The sequence below is a fragment of the Streptomyces sp. NPDC044061 genome, from assembly GCF_056434305.1.
Genome location: NZ_JBWKFL010000057.1, coordinates 13,003 through 29,867 on the forward strand (window position 1 = coordinate 13,003; position 16,865 = coordinate 29,867).

Below are 16,865 nucleotides of genomic sequence, written 5' to 3' on the forward strand. Positions count from 1 at the left end.
GACTGCTTAGTATCTGGGTTGGGGTGGGGACGGCCTGCCCGTGCGCCTCTCCCCTTTCAGGAGTCCACCGTGATGTCGCTGTTCTCCCTGTCCGGTAAGACCGCCCTGGTGACCGGCGGTTCTCGCGGCATCGGTCTGATGATCGCCCGGGGCCTGGTCGAAGCGGGAGCCAAGGTCTATGTCAGTTCCCGCAAGGCGGAGGCCTGCGAGGAGGCCGTGCGGGGGCTTTCCGGTCCCGGCCGGGCGGTCGCGCTGCCCGCCGACCTGTCGCGCGAGGAGGAGTGCCACCGACTCGCCGCGGAGATCGGTGAGCGGGAGGAGCGGCTGCACATCCTGGTGAACAACGCCGGCGCCACCTGGGGCGCGCCTCTGGAGGAGTTTCCCGTCAGCGGATGGGACAAGGTGATGGACCTCAACCTGCGCAGCCCCTTCCTGCTCACCCAGGCCCTCCTGCCGAAGCTGCGCGCGGCCGGGTCGACGCAGGACCCTGCGCGGGTCATCAACGTCGGATCCATCGACGGCCTGCACGTCAGTCCGGCTTCGGCCTACTCCTACGCGGCCAGCAAGGCGGGCCTGCACCACCTGACCCGCGTGCTGGCCAAGGAGCTTGGGCCACAGGGCATCACGGTGAACGCCATCGCGCCTGGCCCCTTCGAGTCGAAGATGATGGCCGCGACCCTGGACGCCATGGGCGAGGCGATCGCGCAGGCGGCTCCGCTGCGCCGGATCGGTCGGCCGGACGACATGGCGGGCATCGCCGTCTATCTGGCCAGCCGTGCGGGCGCCTACGTCACCGGCGCCGTCATCCCCGTCGACGGCGGTCTGGGCACCACGGTCTGACCGGCCGGCGTTGGCTCCCCCCGCTCCCCTTCCCCCTCGCACAAGCATCCCGAACCCCAGAAGAAGAGCATCATGGCCTCCCTCCTGCTGTCCCGCCGAGACCTCGACTTCCTGCTCCACGAGTGGCTCGACGTCGAATCCCTGACCGCGCGCCCCCGCTTCGCCGACCACTCACGCGAGACCTTCGATGCGGTGCTGGACCTCAGCGAGACGATCGCCGCCCGGCACTTCGCCCCGCACAACAAGAAGAACGACACCCAGGAGCCGTGCTTCGACGGCGAGCGGGTCCACATCATCCCCGAAGTCGGCGAGGCCCTGAAGGTCTTCGCCGGTGCCGGGCTGATCGGCGGGGGCATGGACCACGAGGTGGGCGGCATGCAGTTGCCCAGCGTGGTGGCCAACGCCTGCTTCGCCTGGTTCCAGGCGGCCAATGTGGGGACGGCCGCCTACCCGTTCCTGACCATCGGCAATGCGAACCTGCTGCTGGCCCACGGCACCCCCGGTCAGATCGACACCTATGTCCGCCCGATGGTCGAGGGCCGCTTCTTTGGGACCATGTGCCTGTCGGAACCACAGGCGGGATCCTCGCTGGCTGATGTGCGCACCCGCGCGGAACGGGCCGACGACGGCACCTACCGCCTCTTCGGTAACAAGATGTGGATCTCGGGTGGCGACCACGAACTGACGCAGAACATCGTCCACCTGGTCCTGGCCAGGATCCCCGGCGGCCCGCCCGGGGTGAAGGGACTCTCGCTCTTCATCGTCCCCAAGATCCTGGTGGAGGCCGACGGGACGCTCGGCGAGCGCAACGACGTCGCCCTGGCCGGCCTCAATCACAAGATGGGGTATCGAGGGACGACCAACACGCTGCTCAACTTCGGTGAGGGCGCCTTTTGGCCCGGCGGGGCCCCCGGTGCCGTCGGTTTCCTGGTCGGGGAGCCCCACCACGGACTGTCCTACATGTTCCACATGATGAACGAGGCCCGCATCGGTGTGGGACTCGGTGCCACAGCGCTCGGTTACACCGGCTACCTGCACGCCCTGGACTACGCGCGCACCCGGCCCCAGGGGCGCCCGCTCATGGCCCGGGACGCCACCACCCCCCAGATCCCGATCGTCGGGCATCCCGACGTCCGGCGCATGCTCCTCGCCCAGAAGTCCTACGTCGAAGGCGCGCTGGCTCTCATCCTGTACTGCGGGCGGCTGCTGGACGACGAGCGCACCGCCCCGACGGCCGACGAGCGGGCCAGGGCCGGGCTTTTGCTGGACATGCTCACTCCGATCGCGAAGAGCTGGCCGTCCCAGTGGTGCCTGGAGGCCAACAACCTTGCCATCCAGGTCCACGGCGGCTACGGCTACACCCGCGAGTACAACGTCGAGCAGTTCTACCGGGACAACCGCCTCAACCCCATCCACGAGGGGACGCACGGCGTCCACGGCCTCGACCTTTTGGGCCGAAAGGTCGTCATGGACGGCGGCGCGGGGCTGCGCCTGCTCATCGAGACCGTCTCCATGACGACCGCCCGCGCGGCGGCCGCGGACGATCAGGTCGCCGGCTTCGGACGGCAGTTGGACGCCTGTGTCGCCCGCGTCGCCGCCGTGACGCGGCGCCTGTGGGAGGCCGGGGACGCCGAGACCGCCCTCGCCAACGCCTCGGTCTATCTGGAGGCCGTCGGGCACGTCGTGGTTGCCTGGATGTGGCTGGAGCAGATACTGGCCGCCGCCGGACGCAGCGGCGCCTTCTACGAGGGCAAGCGCCGGGCCGGTCAGTACTTCTTCCGGTACGAACTGCCCCGGACGCAGGCGCAGTTCGCGCTGCTGGAAAGCCTCGACCGCACCACCCTCGACATGCCCGCGGACTGCTTCTGAGCCCCCTCCTGCCGACCCGAGGCGACCATGGCCGCTCTTTTTCCGGCTGAACGGGCACGGGAAGGGGCACGCCGACGGGCCATCTCTAGACGGCGAGCAGCCCGGCGAGCATCAAAGCCGCCACCGCGGAGAAGACCCGCGGCTTCCTCCAGCCCGGTCCCGAAGCCTGGCGGGTCAGCTCCCAGATGCCCGTCCATGCGCCACCGAGACCCAACACGCTCCGCAGCAGGAAAACGGTGGTGTGCACAGGGAGCCTCCAGGGGCCTTCGGAGCGGACGGGAAAGATACCTCAGAGGGCGGATCCGCGGATGGCGGACCCCGGTGTGGAAGACGCCGTATCCGGATGACGCAGGACCTGGCAACTCCCTGACCTGGGGCGGAGCGCGATCGGCACCGCTGTGCAGTGCCCCTCGGGGCACGGTGGTGGTACAGCAACGGGGCCGAGGCGGGCCCGGGATGGAGGTCCGGGCGGCAGCGGCGGGCGGGGGAGGGGGCCGGGTGTGGCGGATCGACGGATATCTCGGCAGAGGGCGCATGAGGTGACGCAGGCGTGGGATGGCGAGGCGGTGCCTGTGCTGCGCCACGCGATGATGCTGACGGCAGGCGCGCAGCCGGCCGCGAAAGGACTTGGTGCAGCGGGTGTTCACGGCGCGGGCCCGGCAGGGGGACCGCCTCGCCGAAGGCAGCCTGTCCGGGAGCGGTCCGCACGGTGGAGGCAGGAAGGCACCGAGCAGGGCTGCGCCGTGTGTGCCGCAATCTGTGGATGGATGACATCCGCAGGTCGCAGCGGCTGGGCCGACCGGGCGGCGAACGGTTACGGGACTACGCGTCCCCGCCTCCTGATCCCGCTGACGTCGTGCCGGCCCGTGACGATCTTGAGCGCTGCTGGACGACGATCGCTGCCCCCTCGTTGCGCTGTCAGTGCAGGCTGCTGTGGGCGGCCATCACGATCTCCGTGCCGCGGTTGTCCTCCTGCCGGTCCCGGTCGATCATCTGGTTCATGACGTAGGCCACCGTCATGCGTGATCTGGGATCGTTGACGACCAGTGAGCCGCCCCAGCCGCCCCAGCCGAAGGTGTTGCCGAACGTGGCGAAGCCCACCGTCCAGGACATCGGCGTCCCCAGCACGCGGTCGTCACCGCGGAACACTTCCTGCCACGCCGGCCGGCAACCCTGGGGGGACAGCAGTCGCACGCCGCCGGCCGAACCCTGGTTCGCCAATACCGACTGGACATGGGCGACGGAGCGCGCGTTGCCGAAGCCGTTCACCGCAGGGATCTGCGCACGGCGCCAGGCCATGGAGTTGGCGTCCTTGACCCGGATTACGGCACCGGTGTTCTCCCGGCGTGTGCCGTCCGGTCCTGGCGGTGCGCTGGCGGCGTACTCGTCGGTCAGTGACGGCGGCGGGATGAGCGGGCAGACGCGGTGGTCATGCTCGGGGCAGAGCCCGATGTGGAAGTCTGCGCCCAGCGGTTTGGCCACCTCTTCGGCGAAGAACTCGCCAAGACTGCGGCCGGTGATGCGGCGGACGATCTCACCCACCAGGAAGCCGAAGGTGAGTGCGTGATAGCCGGCGGCCGTTCCTGGCTCCCATTCGGGCGTCTGCGCGGCCAGCCCTGCCGTCACGCTCTGCCAGTCGTAGAGGTCCTCCACCGCCGTCAGCCCGGACAGGTCCGGCAGTCCCGAGGTGTGCGACAGCACGTGCCGCACCAGCACGTTGTCCTTACCGGCCGCGGCGAACTCGGGCCAGTAGGCGGCGACCGGCGCGGACAGGTCGAGCTCGCCCCGGTCGGCCAGAATCAGCGCGCACAGGGCGGTCATGTTCTTGGTCGTCGAGTTCACGCCGGTGAGGGTCTCGCGCTCCCAGCTGACGGAGCGGTCTGCATCGGCGTACCCGCCCCAGATATCGACCACTTGCTCGCCGTCGATGTAGACGGCTGCCGAGGCACCCACGTCGTCCTTGCCGAGCAAAGCCGCAAGGGCCGCACGGACTGCGGCAAACCGCGGCTCGCAAAATCCCTTAATCTCAGTCATGGGCAACAAGCCTCGGCTAACGCCGGGGCTTGTTGCCCGACAATTCCCGCACTGGTTCTGTCGGGCGGGGCGCGATCAAATCTTCTCTGCACCAGCACGGAGGCCTGACGCCCCGCGCGGTCGACCGCTCCTGCCTTTGCCCCGCGGTCCGTCGATGCCCCGGCCGGCGCCCGAGACCGCAGCGCTGATGACGGCCAGGGCGGCGTGCGCGGCGAGCGACTCCGGCCTGGGCTTGGGCGCCGGCTGCTGCGGGTTCCTGCGCTGCGGCTGGTTGGCAGGGTGGGCGTTTTCCCAAGTGGAGACACAAGAAGGAAGGACGGATACGCGTGCTGGAGCGGCTGAACCAGGCGCTGGACCACCTGGAGGCCTGCCTCGACCGGGAGATCGACATGGCCGAGGTGGCCCGGATCGCCGCTGTGTCGGAGTACCACTTCCGGCGACTGTTCTGCGCGCTCGCCGGGATGCCGCTCCCGGTCTACGTCCGGCGCCGGCGGATGACGCTCGCCGGGGCCGAGGTGCTGGCCGGGGAGCTGACGCTGCTCGATGTCGCGGTGCGCTACGGGTACGGCTCGGGCGAGGCGTTCGCCCGGGCATTCCGGTCGGTGCACGGCATCGGGCCGGGCGAGGCCCGGCGTTGGGGTGCGGTGCTCACGGCACAGCCGCGCATGTCCTTCCGTGTCGTCGTCGAAGGAAGTACGGCCATGGGGTACCGGATCGTGGAGAAGGAGTCGTTTCGGGTCGTCGGCAAAAAGGCCCGGGTCCCGCTCGTCAACGAGGGGCTCAACGCGGCCGCCGCGGCGCACGTGGACAGCCTGGACGAGCAGGCGATCGTTCGGATGAAGGAGCTGGTCGGCCGGGAGCCGGAGGGAATCCTCTCGGCGGTGGTGTACCTGAGCGACAGCCGGGAGGAGGGCGCCGAGGCGGACTACTGGATCGGCGTGGTGACCGGTTCCGAGGCGGTCGCCGAGGAGCTCGACGCCCTCGACGTGTCGGCCGGGACCTGGGCGGTCTTCGACAACCATGGGCCCTATCCGAGCGCCCTCCAGCAGCTGTGGCGGGACGTGTTCACGCAGTGGTTCCCCTCGAACCCGTACGCGAGCCGGCCAGGTCCCGAGCTCCTGCGGACGCAGCCGGTGGAGATCGGCGCGGGGACCGACTCCCAGCTGTGGATCCCGGTCGAGCGGGGCAGCGGGAGAGCCGGGGCATGAACACCGTTACCTGTCCCCGGAGTCCTAGCTCAGACACCAGCCGCAAGGCAGCGGTCAGGATCTCGTACCCACGACCTTCTTCGGCTGACGGGGAACGGTCTTGGTCCTGTCGAGGTGCCCGTACACGACCGCGGCACACCGAACAGGTCGGCGATCTGTTGGACGGTCTTTTCCCTGGCGTCGTACAGCTGCTGGGTGAGCACGGCCTGGTCCTCGGTGAGCCTCGGTCGGCGTCCGCCGACCCGGCCCCAGGCGCGGGCGGCCAGGCCGTCCCTGGTGTCGGCGACGATGAGCTCGCGTTGGAGCTCTGCGAGTTCCGACAGCATGCCGAGCATCGCCCGGCCCTCGACGGTGGCGGTGTCGATGCCCTGCTCGATCACGTAAGGGCCGATGCCACGCCCCCAGAACTCGGCGCCGGGGGTGACCAGGTGGAGGATTGAGCGGGAGAGCCGGTCAAGCCGGGTGATCTTCAGGGTGTCACCGGGCCGCAGCAACTGCAGCACCAGGTCGAGCTTCGGCCGGGACGCCTCCGCGCCACTCGCGGTGTCGACGTGGATGATCTCGCAGTCGACACCGGCCCACAGCAGGACGTCGATCTGATGAGCGGGGTTCTGGTCCGCGGCCGAGCCCCGCACGTAGCCGATGAGTGTGTGTCGGAATCTACCTGACACACCGTTGGCCGACGTTGAATCCCGGCACGACTTGCCGACACGCGTCACCTGCGGGTTTGCGATCGTGCGGTCAAGTGTCGATAGACGGTGGCAGGCTCAAGCGGTCAGCGCATCACCGCTGTTCAGAAGGTCAGCGTGAACCTCCGCCGCACTGCGATAGCCATCGGTCTTGTGCGGACGGAGCTCGTGGGCGACTTGGCCACCCGGTACCTGAGTTGGGCATCGATTCGGCGGCTGTCGGCGGCACGCGCGGCTGCGGCGATCTGCTCCTCGTCGGTGACGTCCAGGCGCAGCGCGGTGAGTCCGTCGGCCAGGGCGGCCTTCGGGTCTCGGACACCGGCGTAGACCTTGGCTGCGCCGTGCGCGAGGAGGGCTTTGGTGAAAGCCATTCCGATGCCGCGGCTGGCTCCCGTGACAAGGGCCACCGAACCGTTGATGTCCATGGTCATCACTTCCGTCACCGATCGCGGAAGACTCTCTTGTGCAAGGCTGGTACTCCGGCCGGACCTCTGTATTTGTCCTGGTCAACGGCCTGGCGGTGGCTGGTGGGGTGTGGCCTGGGTGGGTCTTTTGCCGGCTGGCGCTCTTGAGGGGGGGAGATCGAGGGGGTCTGCGCGCTGGTTGCGGCCGAGGTCCTGTTCCGGCGGCACCTGATGCACCCGGAGGTGACAGAAAAGGGGGGAGACGAATCGTGTTCGTCGGCCGCAGAGGCAACTCAGTTGATGATCAGTCGGCCGCAGAGGCAACTCAGTTGATGATCAGTCGGCCGCAGAGGCAACTCAGTTGATGATCAGTCGGTCGTAGAGGTAGCTCAGTTGGTGATCAGTCGGTAGACGGTCAATTCGTTTCCGTGGATGTGGACGTGGAAGTCCGGGGGGCGTGTGCCGAGTGTGGGGACGGTGTTGTGGACGGTTTTGAGTTCTGCGGCGCTGAGGACGGCGGCGGCTGCTTTGATCATGTCGGTGAAGGTTTTCTCCGGTAGCTGTCGCAGTGGGTCGCCGGAAAGCAGGATCACCGCCTCGCCGGTGCTGCTGCGCACGATGGCGGTTGTGGGGGCTCCGTGTACGACAAGCACCTGATACCCCTCTCGGCGTGGCCCTTTTCGGCCCCCTGGGTGTGGCTCGGCAGGGGGATGTTCCCGCTCTTGCGATGACCGTGGGCCGTGGTGCGGGCACTGGATTGTGGGGAGATTCCGCCGAGCTTAGCGGGAGGACCATTGCCGAGGGGGGTGGACCCGGCGGGCGCGCATGTGCTCGATTTCGGCGCGGTCCGTAGGCGTGGTGGTGCTGCTGGTGATCGCGGTGCGCGCCCGGCCCGGCCCCGGCTCCGGCCACGGCCGGGCGGCCTCTGTGGGCCGGCCGGACGCCTTCGGGTGGTCGGCCCCGGCCCCGGCGTTGTGGCAGATGACGTGCACCGGTCCGCGCGTCTGGCGATACCGGGCCGGGTGGTGTGCGTCGCGTCTCTCCTCGAGGGGGCAGTTCATGCCGCGACGTGCGGCGTGCGCTGATCCACCCGGGGGGGGGATCCTGGCGGGGGGTGGTGTCATCTGCGGGTGTGCCATGCGTTGTTGTCTTCGTGCATGGCTCGGGATCGGGCGGCCGCGTCGATTTCCGCCTGGAGTGCGATCGCGTGGACGATGCTTCCGTTCAGTGTCCTGCGGATGATGGGATCGGTGATTCTCCACGCGGTCATGGCTTCGTCGGGTGAAAGTGTTGCCGCGGCCGGTCCGCGTCGTGGTGATTCGGGTCCCCGCTGCTCGGGAATGAGGCCGCTCTCCACCAGAACTTTACGGTGGTCGAGATTGAGGACGGTCGCCCACGTGGTCAATTGCGAGGACAGCGGCAGTGTTTTGCCGTCCAGTGTCCGGCTGATGGTGGTCAGGCTCAGACCGGTCGCGGCCGCCAGTTGCGCCCGGCCGCCGTGGCGCGCGCGGACGTCGTATCCGGCTGCCGTCGCGGCCTGGGTGAGATACGCGCCGATCCGCTGCGCCTGGGCCTGTCGTTCGGTCCGGCTCTCGTGGGGGGAATCCTTCGCACTCCGCATGGTCGGAGGGTAGCGCGCGGGCATGTTGTCACATGCTGGTTGCACGCGTGCACCTTTGCAGGTCAAAACCTAGATCGGCATTTGTGCAGGCCACATCCCGAATCTCGTATTGGTGTGCGAATCAAAATACCCTTGCGTCACTCATATCCGGCAACTTGCATATGTTGCGCGCGTGTGGGTCGGCCGCACGGCTGCACGTTGCTGAGGGGGTCTTTTGACCATGCTTCGCCTCCATATGGCCACGCTCCTGCTCAAGGCCAGGGAGCTGGGTGACGAAAGCGTCGCCGACATGGCGCAGCGCACCGGTATCAGCAGGTCGACGCTTCACCGGCTCGCGAGGGGAACCAAACAGCCGAGTCTGGCCACGCTCTGGACGCTGCGCGGCGCCTACAGCGTTCGGCTCGACGCGCTCGTCTACGACGACCCGCAGACGATCAAGCGCAGCCTTCCGCAGCGCCGGCGTGTGCCCGCCCGGGAGCGGCACCGCCTGCGGCACGCGGACCCCGCCGGCCGGCACGCGGCCGACTGAGGACCGGCCCGGCTCTCACCCGGCACGCGAGGGACCGAGAACCGGCCCGGTTCCCTCGTCCCCGCCGCTCGCGGCACGCAGGCGGTCTTCGCACCTCCGCCTCAGGTGCTGTCGGCGGCCCGCCTCACTTCCTTCCCAACGATTCGGGAGCACCCTTTGACCACTCAGGCTCACGACGCTGCCCTCGACGGCGGCGCCACGGGGGAATCGGCCCTCATCGCCCGTGCCCAGCAAGGCGATCGCGAGGCGTTCGCCGAGCTGTACCAGATGCACCACGGTGTCATCGCCACACTCATCGGCCAGCGCGTCAGATCGAACACCGCCCTGGCCGAGGACCTCACCGCGGACGTCTTCATGAAGGCATGGATGAAGATCGACACCTTCACCTGGACGGGTACGTCGATCCGTGCCTGGCTGTGCACCATCGCACGTCATGCGGTCGCCGACCACTTCAAGACCGCCACGACCCGCAACCTCACCTTCGTCGACCAGATCACCCAGGTGACAGATGCCTGGGCCCCTGTGGTGAGCGACCCAGAAGAAACCGTTCTGTTCTCGCTCGCGCTGGACGACCTGCATCACGCCCTGTCGGAGATCACTCCCCGTCAGCAGGTCGTCATCCGGCTGCGGTTCCTGGGCGAGATGTCCGTGCGCGAGACCGCCCGCACCATGGGCACCACCGACGGCGCCGTCAAAACGCTCCAGTGCCGCGCGCTCGACTCCCTCCGCAAGGCCTACCCGGGAGCTGTGGCATGACCATCGCCGACAAGGACACGGACCTCGAGCGGGAACTCACCGCGCGGCTCAGGGAACTCGCTCACGCCTTCATCGCCGATTTGAACGCACAGGGCCGCCTGGTGGAAACCGGTGGCGCCGACGCCCTCAGACGACTCAGACAACAACACCAAACGCCGCCCCCTGCACTCAAGGCGGAACCCGGCGACGCCGGGCCCGAGGTCACCGAGATCGAGGCGCATCCCGTACCGGGCGCGCCAACCCTGTGGGAGGCGGTCACAGCGCCCCGCTCCGGCGAGGACAGGGCCGGCCCACCCACAACGCCCCGCCCCCTGCACATCCTTGGCGCGTGCGAGCCCTGCCCCGCGGGTGCGGACGTGCTCGAGTCCTGCGACGCCCCGGCCGTCACGGCCGCCCCGGCTCCCGGCCAGCAGCCGGCCGTGCTCGAACCGGTCCCCGCCCAGCAGGCCGCCGTGCGCGCCCCGGTCACCGCCCAGAGCTCTGGCGTCCAGGGGTCGGGCACGGCCGACGGGGGCCAGGCCCAGCGCTCGGTCCAGCAGGCCGCCGTGCGGGCCCCGGTCACCGCCCAGAGTTCTGGCGTCCAGGGGTCGGGCACGGCCGACGGGGACCAGACCCAGACCCAGCCCCCGCCCCCCGTCGAGCAGGCCGCGGCGCTCGAACCGGCCCTCGTCCAACACCCGGCCGCACTCGAACGGGCCCCGGCCCAGAGCTCTGGTGCCCATCAGCCGCGCACGGCCGGCGAGGGGCAGGTGCAGCCCTCGGCCGCGGCCGCGGCGGCCAGGCTGCGGGCCGAGAACGCGGCCCGGCTGGAGGTCACAGGGATCGCCTCGGACGATGAACGTGTCGACGTCCACATCCACGCTGTGTCGCTGGGGGACTGGGAGTACTGGCTGACCGCGATCGGTGTGCCCCTGAACGCGCAGACGTACCGCAGTGGTTGGGTGCAGACCGCCACCGGGCACCTCGACGGTGTGGAGGTTCATCTCACCGCGGAGGCCGTGCCCCGTCTCCTGCAGGAGGCGGGGCAGCAGGCCGCCGACCCCTTCCTGCTGGGGGGCCGCGTCTACGACCTCGCCCTCGGCCACACCGACCGCCTGGGCCAGACCTGGTTCTACCACGGCGGTCGCCAGGAGGACGGCACCCCCCTTCTCACCCTGGGGGGCCCCAGCGGTCCGCCCTATCCGCTGACCTCCATCGTGGTGGCCAACGGGCCCCTCACCCCTGCCGCCGCGAACCCCGGCGACCACGAAACAGGCTGAGAACGCCTCGCCCCGCCGGCCGTGCCCGTGCAGCCCGGGTCCTCAACGCGTAAGCGCTGCATGGCAGTCGACGGCCTGTCCGGGTCGCAGCAGCCCGGCTGCCGGGGGAGAGGGGTGTCCTACGTGTGGGGTCAGGGCCGAAGTGGGTGCGTGTGGTCGATGGACGGGGGCTGAGCCGCAGGGGTGTGCATGGGCGATGGCCAGGCCACGATCCAACTCACGAGGGATGAGGCACTAGGCCGTTTCGTTCGGATCACCGGACCCTTGGCATGAGCGCGCTCTTCGAGTGCGGCGCCTGCGACGGCGTTTGTAGCCTGGCGTTGCCGTATGTCGGGGGGAGCTGACCGTGGAGAACATCCTGTCCGTGGCCATCGGGGCCGCTGTCGGCCTCATAGGGGTGGTGTTCGGTTCGTGGTTCACCGCGCGCCGACAGGACCGCATGTGGCTCCGCGAACAGAAGCTCAGAGCCGGGATCGGCTTCAACACGGCCGTAGTTCAGCTACTGGACTATCTGAAGGAAACACAGCTGAGTGGCGACGGTCCGGGAGCCAACGAGTTGGCGAACCGGATGCAGGAAGCACGCTCAGCCCTCTACCTGCTCTGCTCCAGCGACACCGTCGATCTCGCCGATGCTCTCGCGCGTCGGGTCTGGAGCACTCGGCCCACCGACGGCCAAGACGACCGCCGGGCCGAGTTCCGAGAGACGTTGGACCTCCTGCGTCGCTTCACCCACCAGCTCCGGCAGGAGATCGCCAGATCGTAGTTCCCCTTTCCTGGTGCCGAATCGTCGCTGCTGCGCTGTCGGCACGGCGCGCGGTCGGAGGGGGTGTGCGGCTGTCTCCCCGAGGCGATCGGTCTGCCGAGTCCGCCGATAAAGGGGCGGCGACGGCCGACGGGGTTCTTCATGATCGACAGTCAGAGATCACGGTTGGTGTGCGGCAGCCGCGAGAGCCCTCGACGCCGGCGCCGACCGAGTTGGCTTGAGAACCGGACACGGGACACCGAGGAACCACGATGCGCACCGTGATCAGTACCGCTTTCATATCGCTCGACGGGGTCGTGGAGGCCCCGGGCGGCGAGCCCGGTTACCGGAAAACGCAGGGTGGACCTTCAAGGACATCGAGTTCCTCCCCGAGGCGTTCGACATCACGTCCCGTGAGCAGAAGGAAGCCACCGCGATGCTGATGGGCCGGACCAGCTACGAGGCGTTCAGCCCGGTGTGGCCCGACATGGAGGACTTCGCCGACTACAAACTGATGCCGAAGTACGTCGTCTCGACCACCCTCGGCGAGGACGATCTGATGACGAACTGGGGGGAGACGACGATCCTGCGCTCACTCGAGGAGGTCGCCGCGCTGAAGAAGACCGACGGCGGCCCGATCATCGTCCACGGCAGCGCCTGCCTGAACCAAGCCCTCGCGGACGCCGACCTTGTCGACCGCTACCACCTGCTCGTCTTCCCGCTCCTGCTCGGAGCGGGCAAGCGGCTCTTCAGCACCACGGACAAGGACACGCAGAAGCTGAAGCTGGTCGAGCATGACGTCTACGCCAACGGCCCTGCAGAAGAACGTATTCGACGTCGTCCGCTGAACAGGGCCCCGGGTCCGCGCCACCGTCGTGTCCTCGTCCGTTGCCCTTGGCAAAGCGACCTGCCCGCTGAGTGTCGGCTCACCGAGCGGATGAGAGGAAGAAGCCCGCGATGTGGAGTCCGGCCCGGTGGATGGTCGCGGTCTTCCCGCAGCCGGTGGCGATGCCGCTCTCCTGCCCCGGGCGGTTGGTGCATCGCTCGACAGCGGTGCGAGCTGTTCCGGCGGTTGGCGCCGAAGGCGCCAACCCGGCCTCGACGCGGCCCGGCACGGGTGGAGGTGCACAGTGCCGGCGTCGTCGGTGAACTCCTCCACCTGGTGCTCTCGCGTGGCGCGCCCTGTTCCCGCACGCGGCTGACGATCAACCTCCGGGTCGGCTCCGCGCACGGGCGCACCAGCGCCCCGCGTCGGTTGAGCCGGTCCCCTTCGAGCCGCCGACGCCGAGCGGCGCACCGCATGGTCGAAAGCGAGGGCCTCGGCCACGTCGAACGCGGCCGTAGGGACGAAAAGGGTTCCGGGAGGCCGCCGCCTGCCACCGGCTTACCGACCGTCTCACCATGGGGTGCTTGGCCAGAGGTGTCGGCTGCTGCCGCTCGCCCAGGCCGGCCGGTCTCATCCGACGCACCACGATCCGCCTGATAGAGCCCACCGGTGGACGCCCCGATCACCGCGCTCAGAGCGAGGGACGGCGAGGCCTTCCGGCCGTGGGAACCGGCCCAGCCGGCCGACTTCTTCACCCCGGAGGGCCAGGCGGAGCGGATCGACCGCCTGCTGGCCGGATACCGGGCCGGCGCGGTCTGGCCGGGCGTGATCCTCGCCGACGAGGTCACCATCGAAAGGCATCCTGCCGCGGCCGCACCTTCGCCGCGGTTGTGTCGGCTACTGGACGGAGATCTGCTGCCCCTTGCTGTTCAGCGCGTTCCGCCGAGAGTTGAGCCCGGTGCTGGACGAGGTGGGAGAGCGAACCGCCGAGGACAACGCCGCCCACCGGTATGCGTGACACCCGGACCCGGCCTGACAGGGCCGTCATCGTCCCATGCCGCCGATCACGGGGGGTGATCTTGTTGTGGCGGGTGTGATCACGGTGTCGGAGCCGTCCTGGACAGCTTCCGCTCACCGGGCTGAGCCCGCGTCGGTTCGGCCGGCCGGTCATCGCGTGGCGGCATGAGGGAGCGGATCCGGAGCGCACGGGACGGCCCCGGGGCCTGCCGGTGGAGGTCCGGGTGCTGCTGGTCGCCGCACAGGGGTGGACCCATCTCGCAACGATGCCGGGCGGACCGGTCCGCAAGTGGTCGATCATGACGTGAAGTCGGCGGGCAGGGTAGCGCAGGGCGCCGGTGGAGAAGAAGGTGCGGAACGCCCCGGCGACAGGGCCGTTAGACTCATCGACAGGCGGTCACTGCCCTCTCCACAGGAAGAACCGGCGTGCCCAACACACTGCAGGAAATGATCAGGCACAAGTTGGACCAGTACGGCTGGTCCTACAGCGATGTAGCGCGCCGCGGTGGCATCTCCCGTTCGACGGTCCACCATCTGGCGACGTCGGAACGGCTGGCGCAGATGCCCCAGCAGACCACTCTGGAGGGCTTGGCCAAGGGACTGGGCATCCCGGTGGCGCCGGTGCAGCGGGCCGCCGCCGAGGCCGCGGGCGTCCACCTGTACCTCGAGGATGCACCCGAGGCCGCGGATCCGGAGGTAGCGATCCTCATCGCGAGCGTGCACAAGCTGAGCCCGGCGGACCGCCGGCATGTGGCCGTCCTCGTGGAGTCGCTGCTCCACGCGAACGGCACCCCGTAGGCAAGGCGATGTCTTGCCGGTCGCACGCCGGGCCCGTCACCGCGGGAGCGGGAGCGGGAGCGGTTCAAGCGTGCGTGCCGTGGTGATCCAGTCGATGACGGCGTGCACGGTGACGCAGTCGAGTTCGGCCAGTTTGAACACGGCCTGGACGTCAGCGGCAGCGAGGGGAACACACACCCGGTCCAGGGCGCCGTACAGGCGCAGCCGGTGGGCGTGGGCGGTGGAGGTGTCCTGGACGGGGTGGATGTCGGGCCTGGGGCCGCCGGTGGCGGGCACGGGTGCTGTCGTTTCCAATGGGATCCGCCTTACGGGGTGGAGGGGAGCGCTGGTGGGGCGGCTGGGGCCTGCGGGGCGAAACGGTCAAAGCGCTGGCTGAGCCGGCCCTCGGCAAAGGCGTGTGTCCGGCCGGGGGGACGGGCCGTGCGGTTCACGGTGGACGGTGTCCCCAAAAGCGCCGACGACCGCGTGGTCGTACCGGTCCCCGATGGTTTTGCGGACGGGCGCGCACGTGAGTAGAGCCGGCCCGCTCGGTGAAGGAGCAGGCCGGCTTTACTCTCGTACGCGGCCCGGGCAGCGGGGTCGGCGCGGGTGACGGCGGCCATGAGGGCGCCGTGGACGAGGGCGCGGTGTGCTGCCGCGGCGGTGCTCCAGCCGATCAGGCTGCCGTAGCGGCGGCCGAGTTCCTGCGTCACTCTGCGGTATCCGTGGGCGGAGCCGGACTCCTGGTGGATGCCGGGGATCAGGCGGGTCGGCCAGGTTCGGCGCAGTGCGCGTGGGAAGGGGGTGCGGGCGCGCCAGGCGTGGTATCCGGACTCCGAGGCGCCTGTGAGTGCGGCGATCCGGCGTGCCGTGAAACCGTGCGACGCCAGGCCGTGGATCACCGCGTAGCGTCTTGTGGGGGCATCATCTGCCGCAATGCGGCGGTGACTTCGCGGCACAGGCAGGACTTCCTTCTCCGGTTCGCCGATGCGGGTGCGGGCCCGTGCCGGGTCTGCCCCGGACGTGGCGGAGCGCCGCCGGCGGTACACGGTCCGCCAGGAGATGCCCGGTTGCCGCGCCACTTTTTTCGCCGGGCGCCCTTTTAGGGCCGGTTGCTCTGCGCGGGCGCGCAGGCTTGCGGGGTGATCACTGCTCACTGGATCTGGATCCCACTCGCTCATGCCGCCGTTCGATGGACGGGCGAAAGGACCTTGCGCCGGGCAACGGCGGCTGCCTGGCGTCTGCCGGTGGATGCCGCCGGTCCCGCCGCCCGTCGGACGTTCGAGGGCCGACGCGCACCACAGTTGCGTCCTTCGCCCAACGGGCAGGCGCCGCAAGGACCCTGGCACCGGCGGCCGGCAGTGTCCGTCCGGGTGCCGGGTGCCGGCTGCCGGCCCGGGGCCGCCACCGGGCATGCCGTGTGAGCCTCGATCCCCGCGGCGCCGCGCCGCAGGGGCACGCCCCGATGGGCCTGCCCCTGCCTCCAGCGTCGGGGGCCGTGCTACTGCTGGACGCTGATGGCCTGGGAGGCCTGGGACTGGGCGACCGCCAGCGGCGAGAACTGGTTCAGCGCCATCGACTCGTTGTGGGCGTCCACGTGCGCGATCTTCTTCGAGACGGTCGTCATCTTCGTGAAGCTGAACGAGAACTTGCCCAGCGCCTCGCGGCCGGGGAGCAGTTCGGCGGTCTCGGCCTCAAGCCAGTCGTTGTTCATGGGGAAGCCTTTCAATGAAGGAGGGGATGTACGCGAAATCAGGAGCCTGCGCCGGGCGGCGGACAAACCAACTGCCGCCGCCGGCTTGGCTCCACCCCGTCTCGGCGCCATGGGCCACCGGGCCTGCCGGCCACTGCAGAAGCCGCAAGACCGGGCGCGATGGCGTCGCACGGATCCCGTACGGGAACGGTCGTTCCGGGCGGCAGGGCCATGCGCAACCCCGCCGTCCGGAACCTCCGGACGATTCGTCCGGAGAGCGTGGACGGTAGCGGAAGGGGAACGGTCAACGCAAACCGCTTATATCCGACATTCGTTCAAAGGCGTGTGCCTGTTCCATTCCTCGCTCCTGTGCCTCAACCGCCCGCCCGCTACTGCGCGTTGCGGCCGCCACTCCCGCCTGGCCGACGGCGCTGCGCAGGCGCGAGGGCGGCACGCCGGGCCGGCCCCCCTCTTGCCGAGGCGTCGAGCACGTCCCCGTCCCGGAACCAGTCGGCCGCGGGCGGCCGCCGCCGGGCCCGTTAGGGAGGGGGCGGGAGCCAGCCTCCCGCCCATTCAAAAGAGGGGCCTAAGCGACACCAAC

The 16,865-nt window shown here is 69.5% G+C and carries 17 protein-coding genes and 1 pseudogene; 9 read left to right on the forward strand and 9 right to left on the reverse strand.

Features of this window, described 5'->3' with window-relative positions; translation table 11 throughout:
- Positions 1-72: 72 nt before the first annotated feature.
- The gene (locus AC07CM_RS44190; RefSeq protein WP_478882215.1) at positions 73-840 is read left to right on the forward strand and encodes an SDR family oxidoreductase; all 768 of its coding nucleotides are present in this window, start codon (positions 73-75) and stop codon (positions 838-840) included.
- A 72-nt stretch (positions 841-912) separates the two neighbouring features.
- A complete protein-coding gene (locus AC07CM_RS44195) occupies positions 913-2,709 on the forward strand; it encodes an acyl-CoA dehydrogenase (RefSeq protein ID WP_478882216.1) in 1,797 nt (598 codons plus the stop codon).
- Positions 2,710-2,794: 85 nt separating this feature from the next.
- Here AC07CM_RS44195 and AC07CM_RS44200 read toward each other — a convergent pair whose 3' ends face one another.
- Positions 2,795-2,956, reverse strand: a complete 162-nt coding sequence (locus AC07CM_RS44200; RefSeq protein ID WP_478882217.1) for a hypothetical protein — start codon at positions 2,954-2,956, stop codon at positions 2,795-2,797.
- A gap of 671 nt (positions 2,957-3,627) precedes the next feature.
- Positions 3,628-4,743: a serine hydrolase domain-containing protein gene (locus AC07CM_RS44205; RefSeq protein ID WP_478882218.1), complete on the reverse strand. Its 1,116-nt coding sequence runs from the start codon at positions 4,741-4,743 to the stop codon at positions 3,628-3,630.
- A gap of 326 nt (positions 4,744-5,069) precedes the next feature.
- Here AC07CM_RS44205 and AC07CM_RS44210 point away from each other — a divergent pair, with 326 nt between their 5' ends.
- Complete coding sequence (locus AC07CM_RS44210) at positions 5,070-5,951, forward strand: AraC family transcriptional regulator (protein ID WP_478882219.1); 882 nt, start codon at positions 5,070-5,072, stop codon at positions 5,949-5,951.
- 29 nt (positions 5,952-5,980) lie between these two features.
- On the opposite strand, the gene AC07CM_RS44215 is transcribed toward AC07CM_RS44210, so the two are convergent.
- The 4 genes from AC07CM_RS44215 to AC07CM_RS44230 all read right to left on the reverse strand — a co-directional run bounded on the left by AC07CM_RS44215 (position 5,981) and on the right by AC07CM_RS44230 (position 8,665).
- On the reverse strand, positions 5,981-6,586 hold the full coding sequence (locus AC07CM_RS44215) for a recombinase family protein (RefSeq protein WP_478882220.1): 606 nt from the start codon (positions 6,584-6,586) through the stop codon (positions 5,981-5,983).
- A gap of 158 nt (positions 6,587-6,744) precedes the next feature.
- Positions 6,745-7,071, reverse strand: coding sequence for an SDR family NAD(P)-dependent oxidoreductase (locus AC07CM_RS44220; RefSeq protein ID WP_478882221.1), 327 nt, complete (start codon positions 7,069-7,071; stop codon positions 6,745-6,747).
- Positions 7,072-7,433: 362 nt separating this feature from the next.
- Entirely contained in the window at positions 7,434-7,661 is a 228-nt protein-coding gene (locus tag AC07CM_RS44225) for a hypothetical protein (protein ID WP_478882222.1), read from the reverse strand.
- Positions 7,662-8,164: 503 nt separating this feature from the next.
- Complete coding sequence (locus AC07CM_RS44230) at positions 8,165-8,665, reverse strand: transcriptional regulator (protein WP_478882223.1); 501 nt, start codon at positions 8,663-8,665, stop codon at positions 8,165-8,167.
- Positions 8,666-8,885: 220 nt separating this feature from the next.
- On the opposite strand from AC07CM_RS44230, the gene AC07CM_RS44235 reads away from it, so the two are divergent.
- From AC07CM_RS44235 to AC07CM_RS44260, 6 genes and pseudogenes are all read left to right on the forward strand, one after another.
- Positions 8,886-9,194 carry a helix-turn-helix domain-containing protein gene (locus tag AC07CM_RS44235; protein WP_478882224.1) on the forward strand — a complete coding sequence of 103 codons (309 nt, stop codon included), beginning with the start codon at positions 8,886-8,888 and terminating at the stop codon, positions 9,192-9,194.
- A 156-nt stretch (positions 9,195-9,350) separates the two neighbouring features.
- Complete coding sequence (locus tag AC07CM_RS44240) at positions 9,351-9,950, forward strand: sigma-70 family RNA polymerase sigma factor (RefSeq protein WP_478882225.1); 600 nt, start codon at positions 9,351-9,353, stop codon at positions 9,948-9,950.
- On the forward strand, positions 9,947-11,209 hold the full coding sequence (locus tag AC07CM_RS44245) for a BN159_2729 family protein (RefSeq protein ID WP_478882226.1): 1,263 nt from the start codon (positions 9,947-9,949) through the stop codon (positions 11,207-11,209). Before AC07CM_RS44240 ends, AC07CM_RS44245 begins: the two co-directional genes overlap by 4 nt.
- Positions 11,210-11,555: 346 nt before the next feature.
- The gene (locus AC07CM_RS44250) at positions 11,556-11,972 is read left to right on the forward strand and encodes a hypothetical protein (RefSeq protein WP_478882227.1); all 417 of its coding nucleotides are present in this window, start codon (positions 11,556-11,558) and stop codon (positions 11,970-11,972) included.
- Positions 11,973-12,223: 251 nt separating this feature from the next.
- Positions 12,224-12,799: pseudogene (locus tag AC07CM_RS44255) on the forward strand (dihydrofolate reductase family protein).
- Positions 12,800-14,241: 1,442 nt separating this feature from the next.
- Positions 14,242-14,592, forward strand: a complete 351-nt coding sequence (locus AC07CM_RS44260) for a helix-turn-helix domain-containing protein (protein WP_478882228.1) — start codon at positions 14,242-14,244, stop codon at positions 14,590-14,592.
- Between the two features lie 36 nt (positions 14,593-14,628).
- Here the strand turns inward: AC07CM_RS44260 and AC07CM_RS44265 are convergent, their stop codons facing one another.
- The 3 genes from AC07CM_RS44265 to AC07CM_RS44275 form a co-directional block, all read right to left on the reverse strand.
- Positions 14,629-14,886 (reverse strand): hypothetical protein, encoded by a 258-nt coding sequence (locus AC07CM_RS44265; RefSeq protein ID WP_478882229.1) that lies wholly within the window; start codon positions 14,884-14,886, stop codon positions 14,629-14,631.
- Between the two features lie 11 nt (positions 14,887-14,897).
- A complete protein-coding gene (locus AC07CM_RS44270) occupies positions 14,898-15,473 on the reverse strand; it encodes a hypothetical protein (RefSeq protein ID WP_478882230.1) in 576 nt (191 codons plus the stop codon).
- Between the two features lie 599 nt (positions 15,474-16,072).
- A complete protein-coding gene (locus tag AC07CM_RS44275; protein WP_478882231.1) occupies positions 16,073-16,285 on the reverse strand; it encodes a hypothetical protein in 213 nt (70 codons plus the stop codon).
- Between the last annotated feature and the right edge of the window lie 580 nt (positions 16,286-16,865).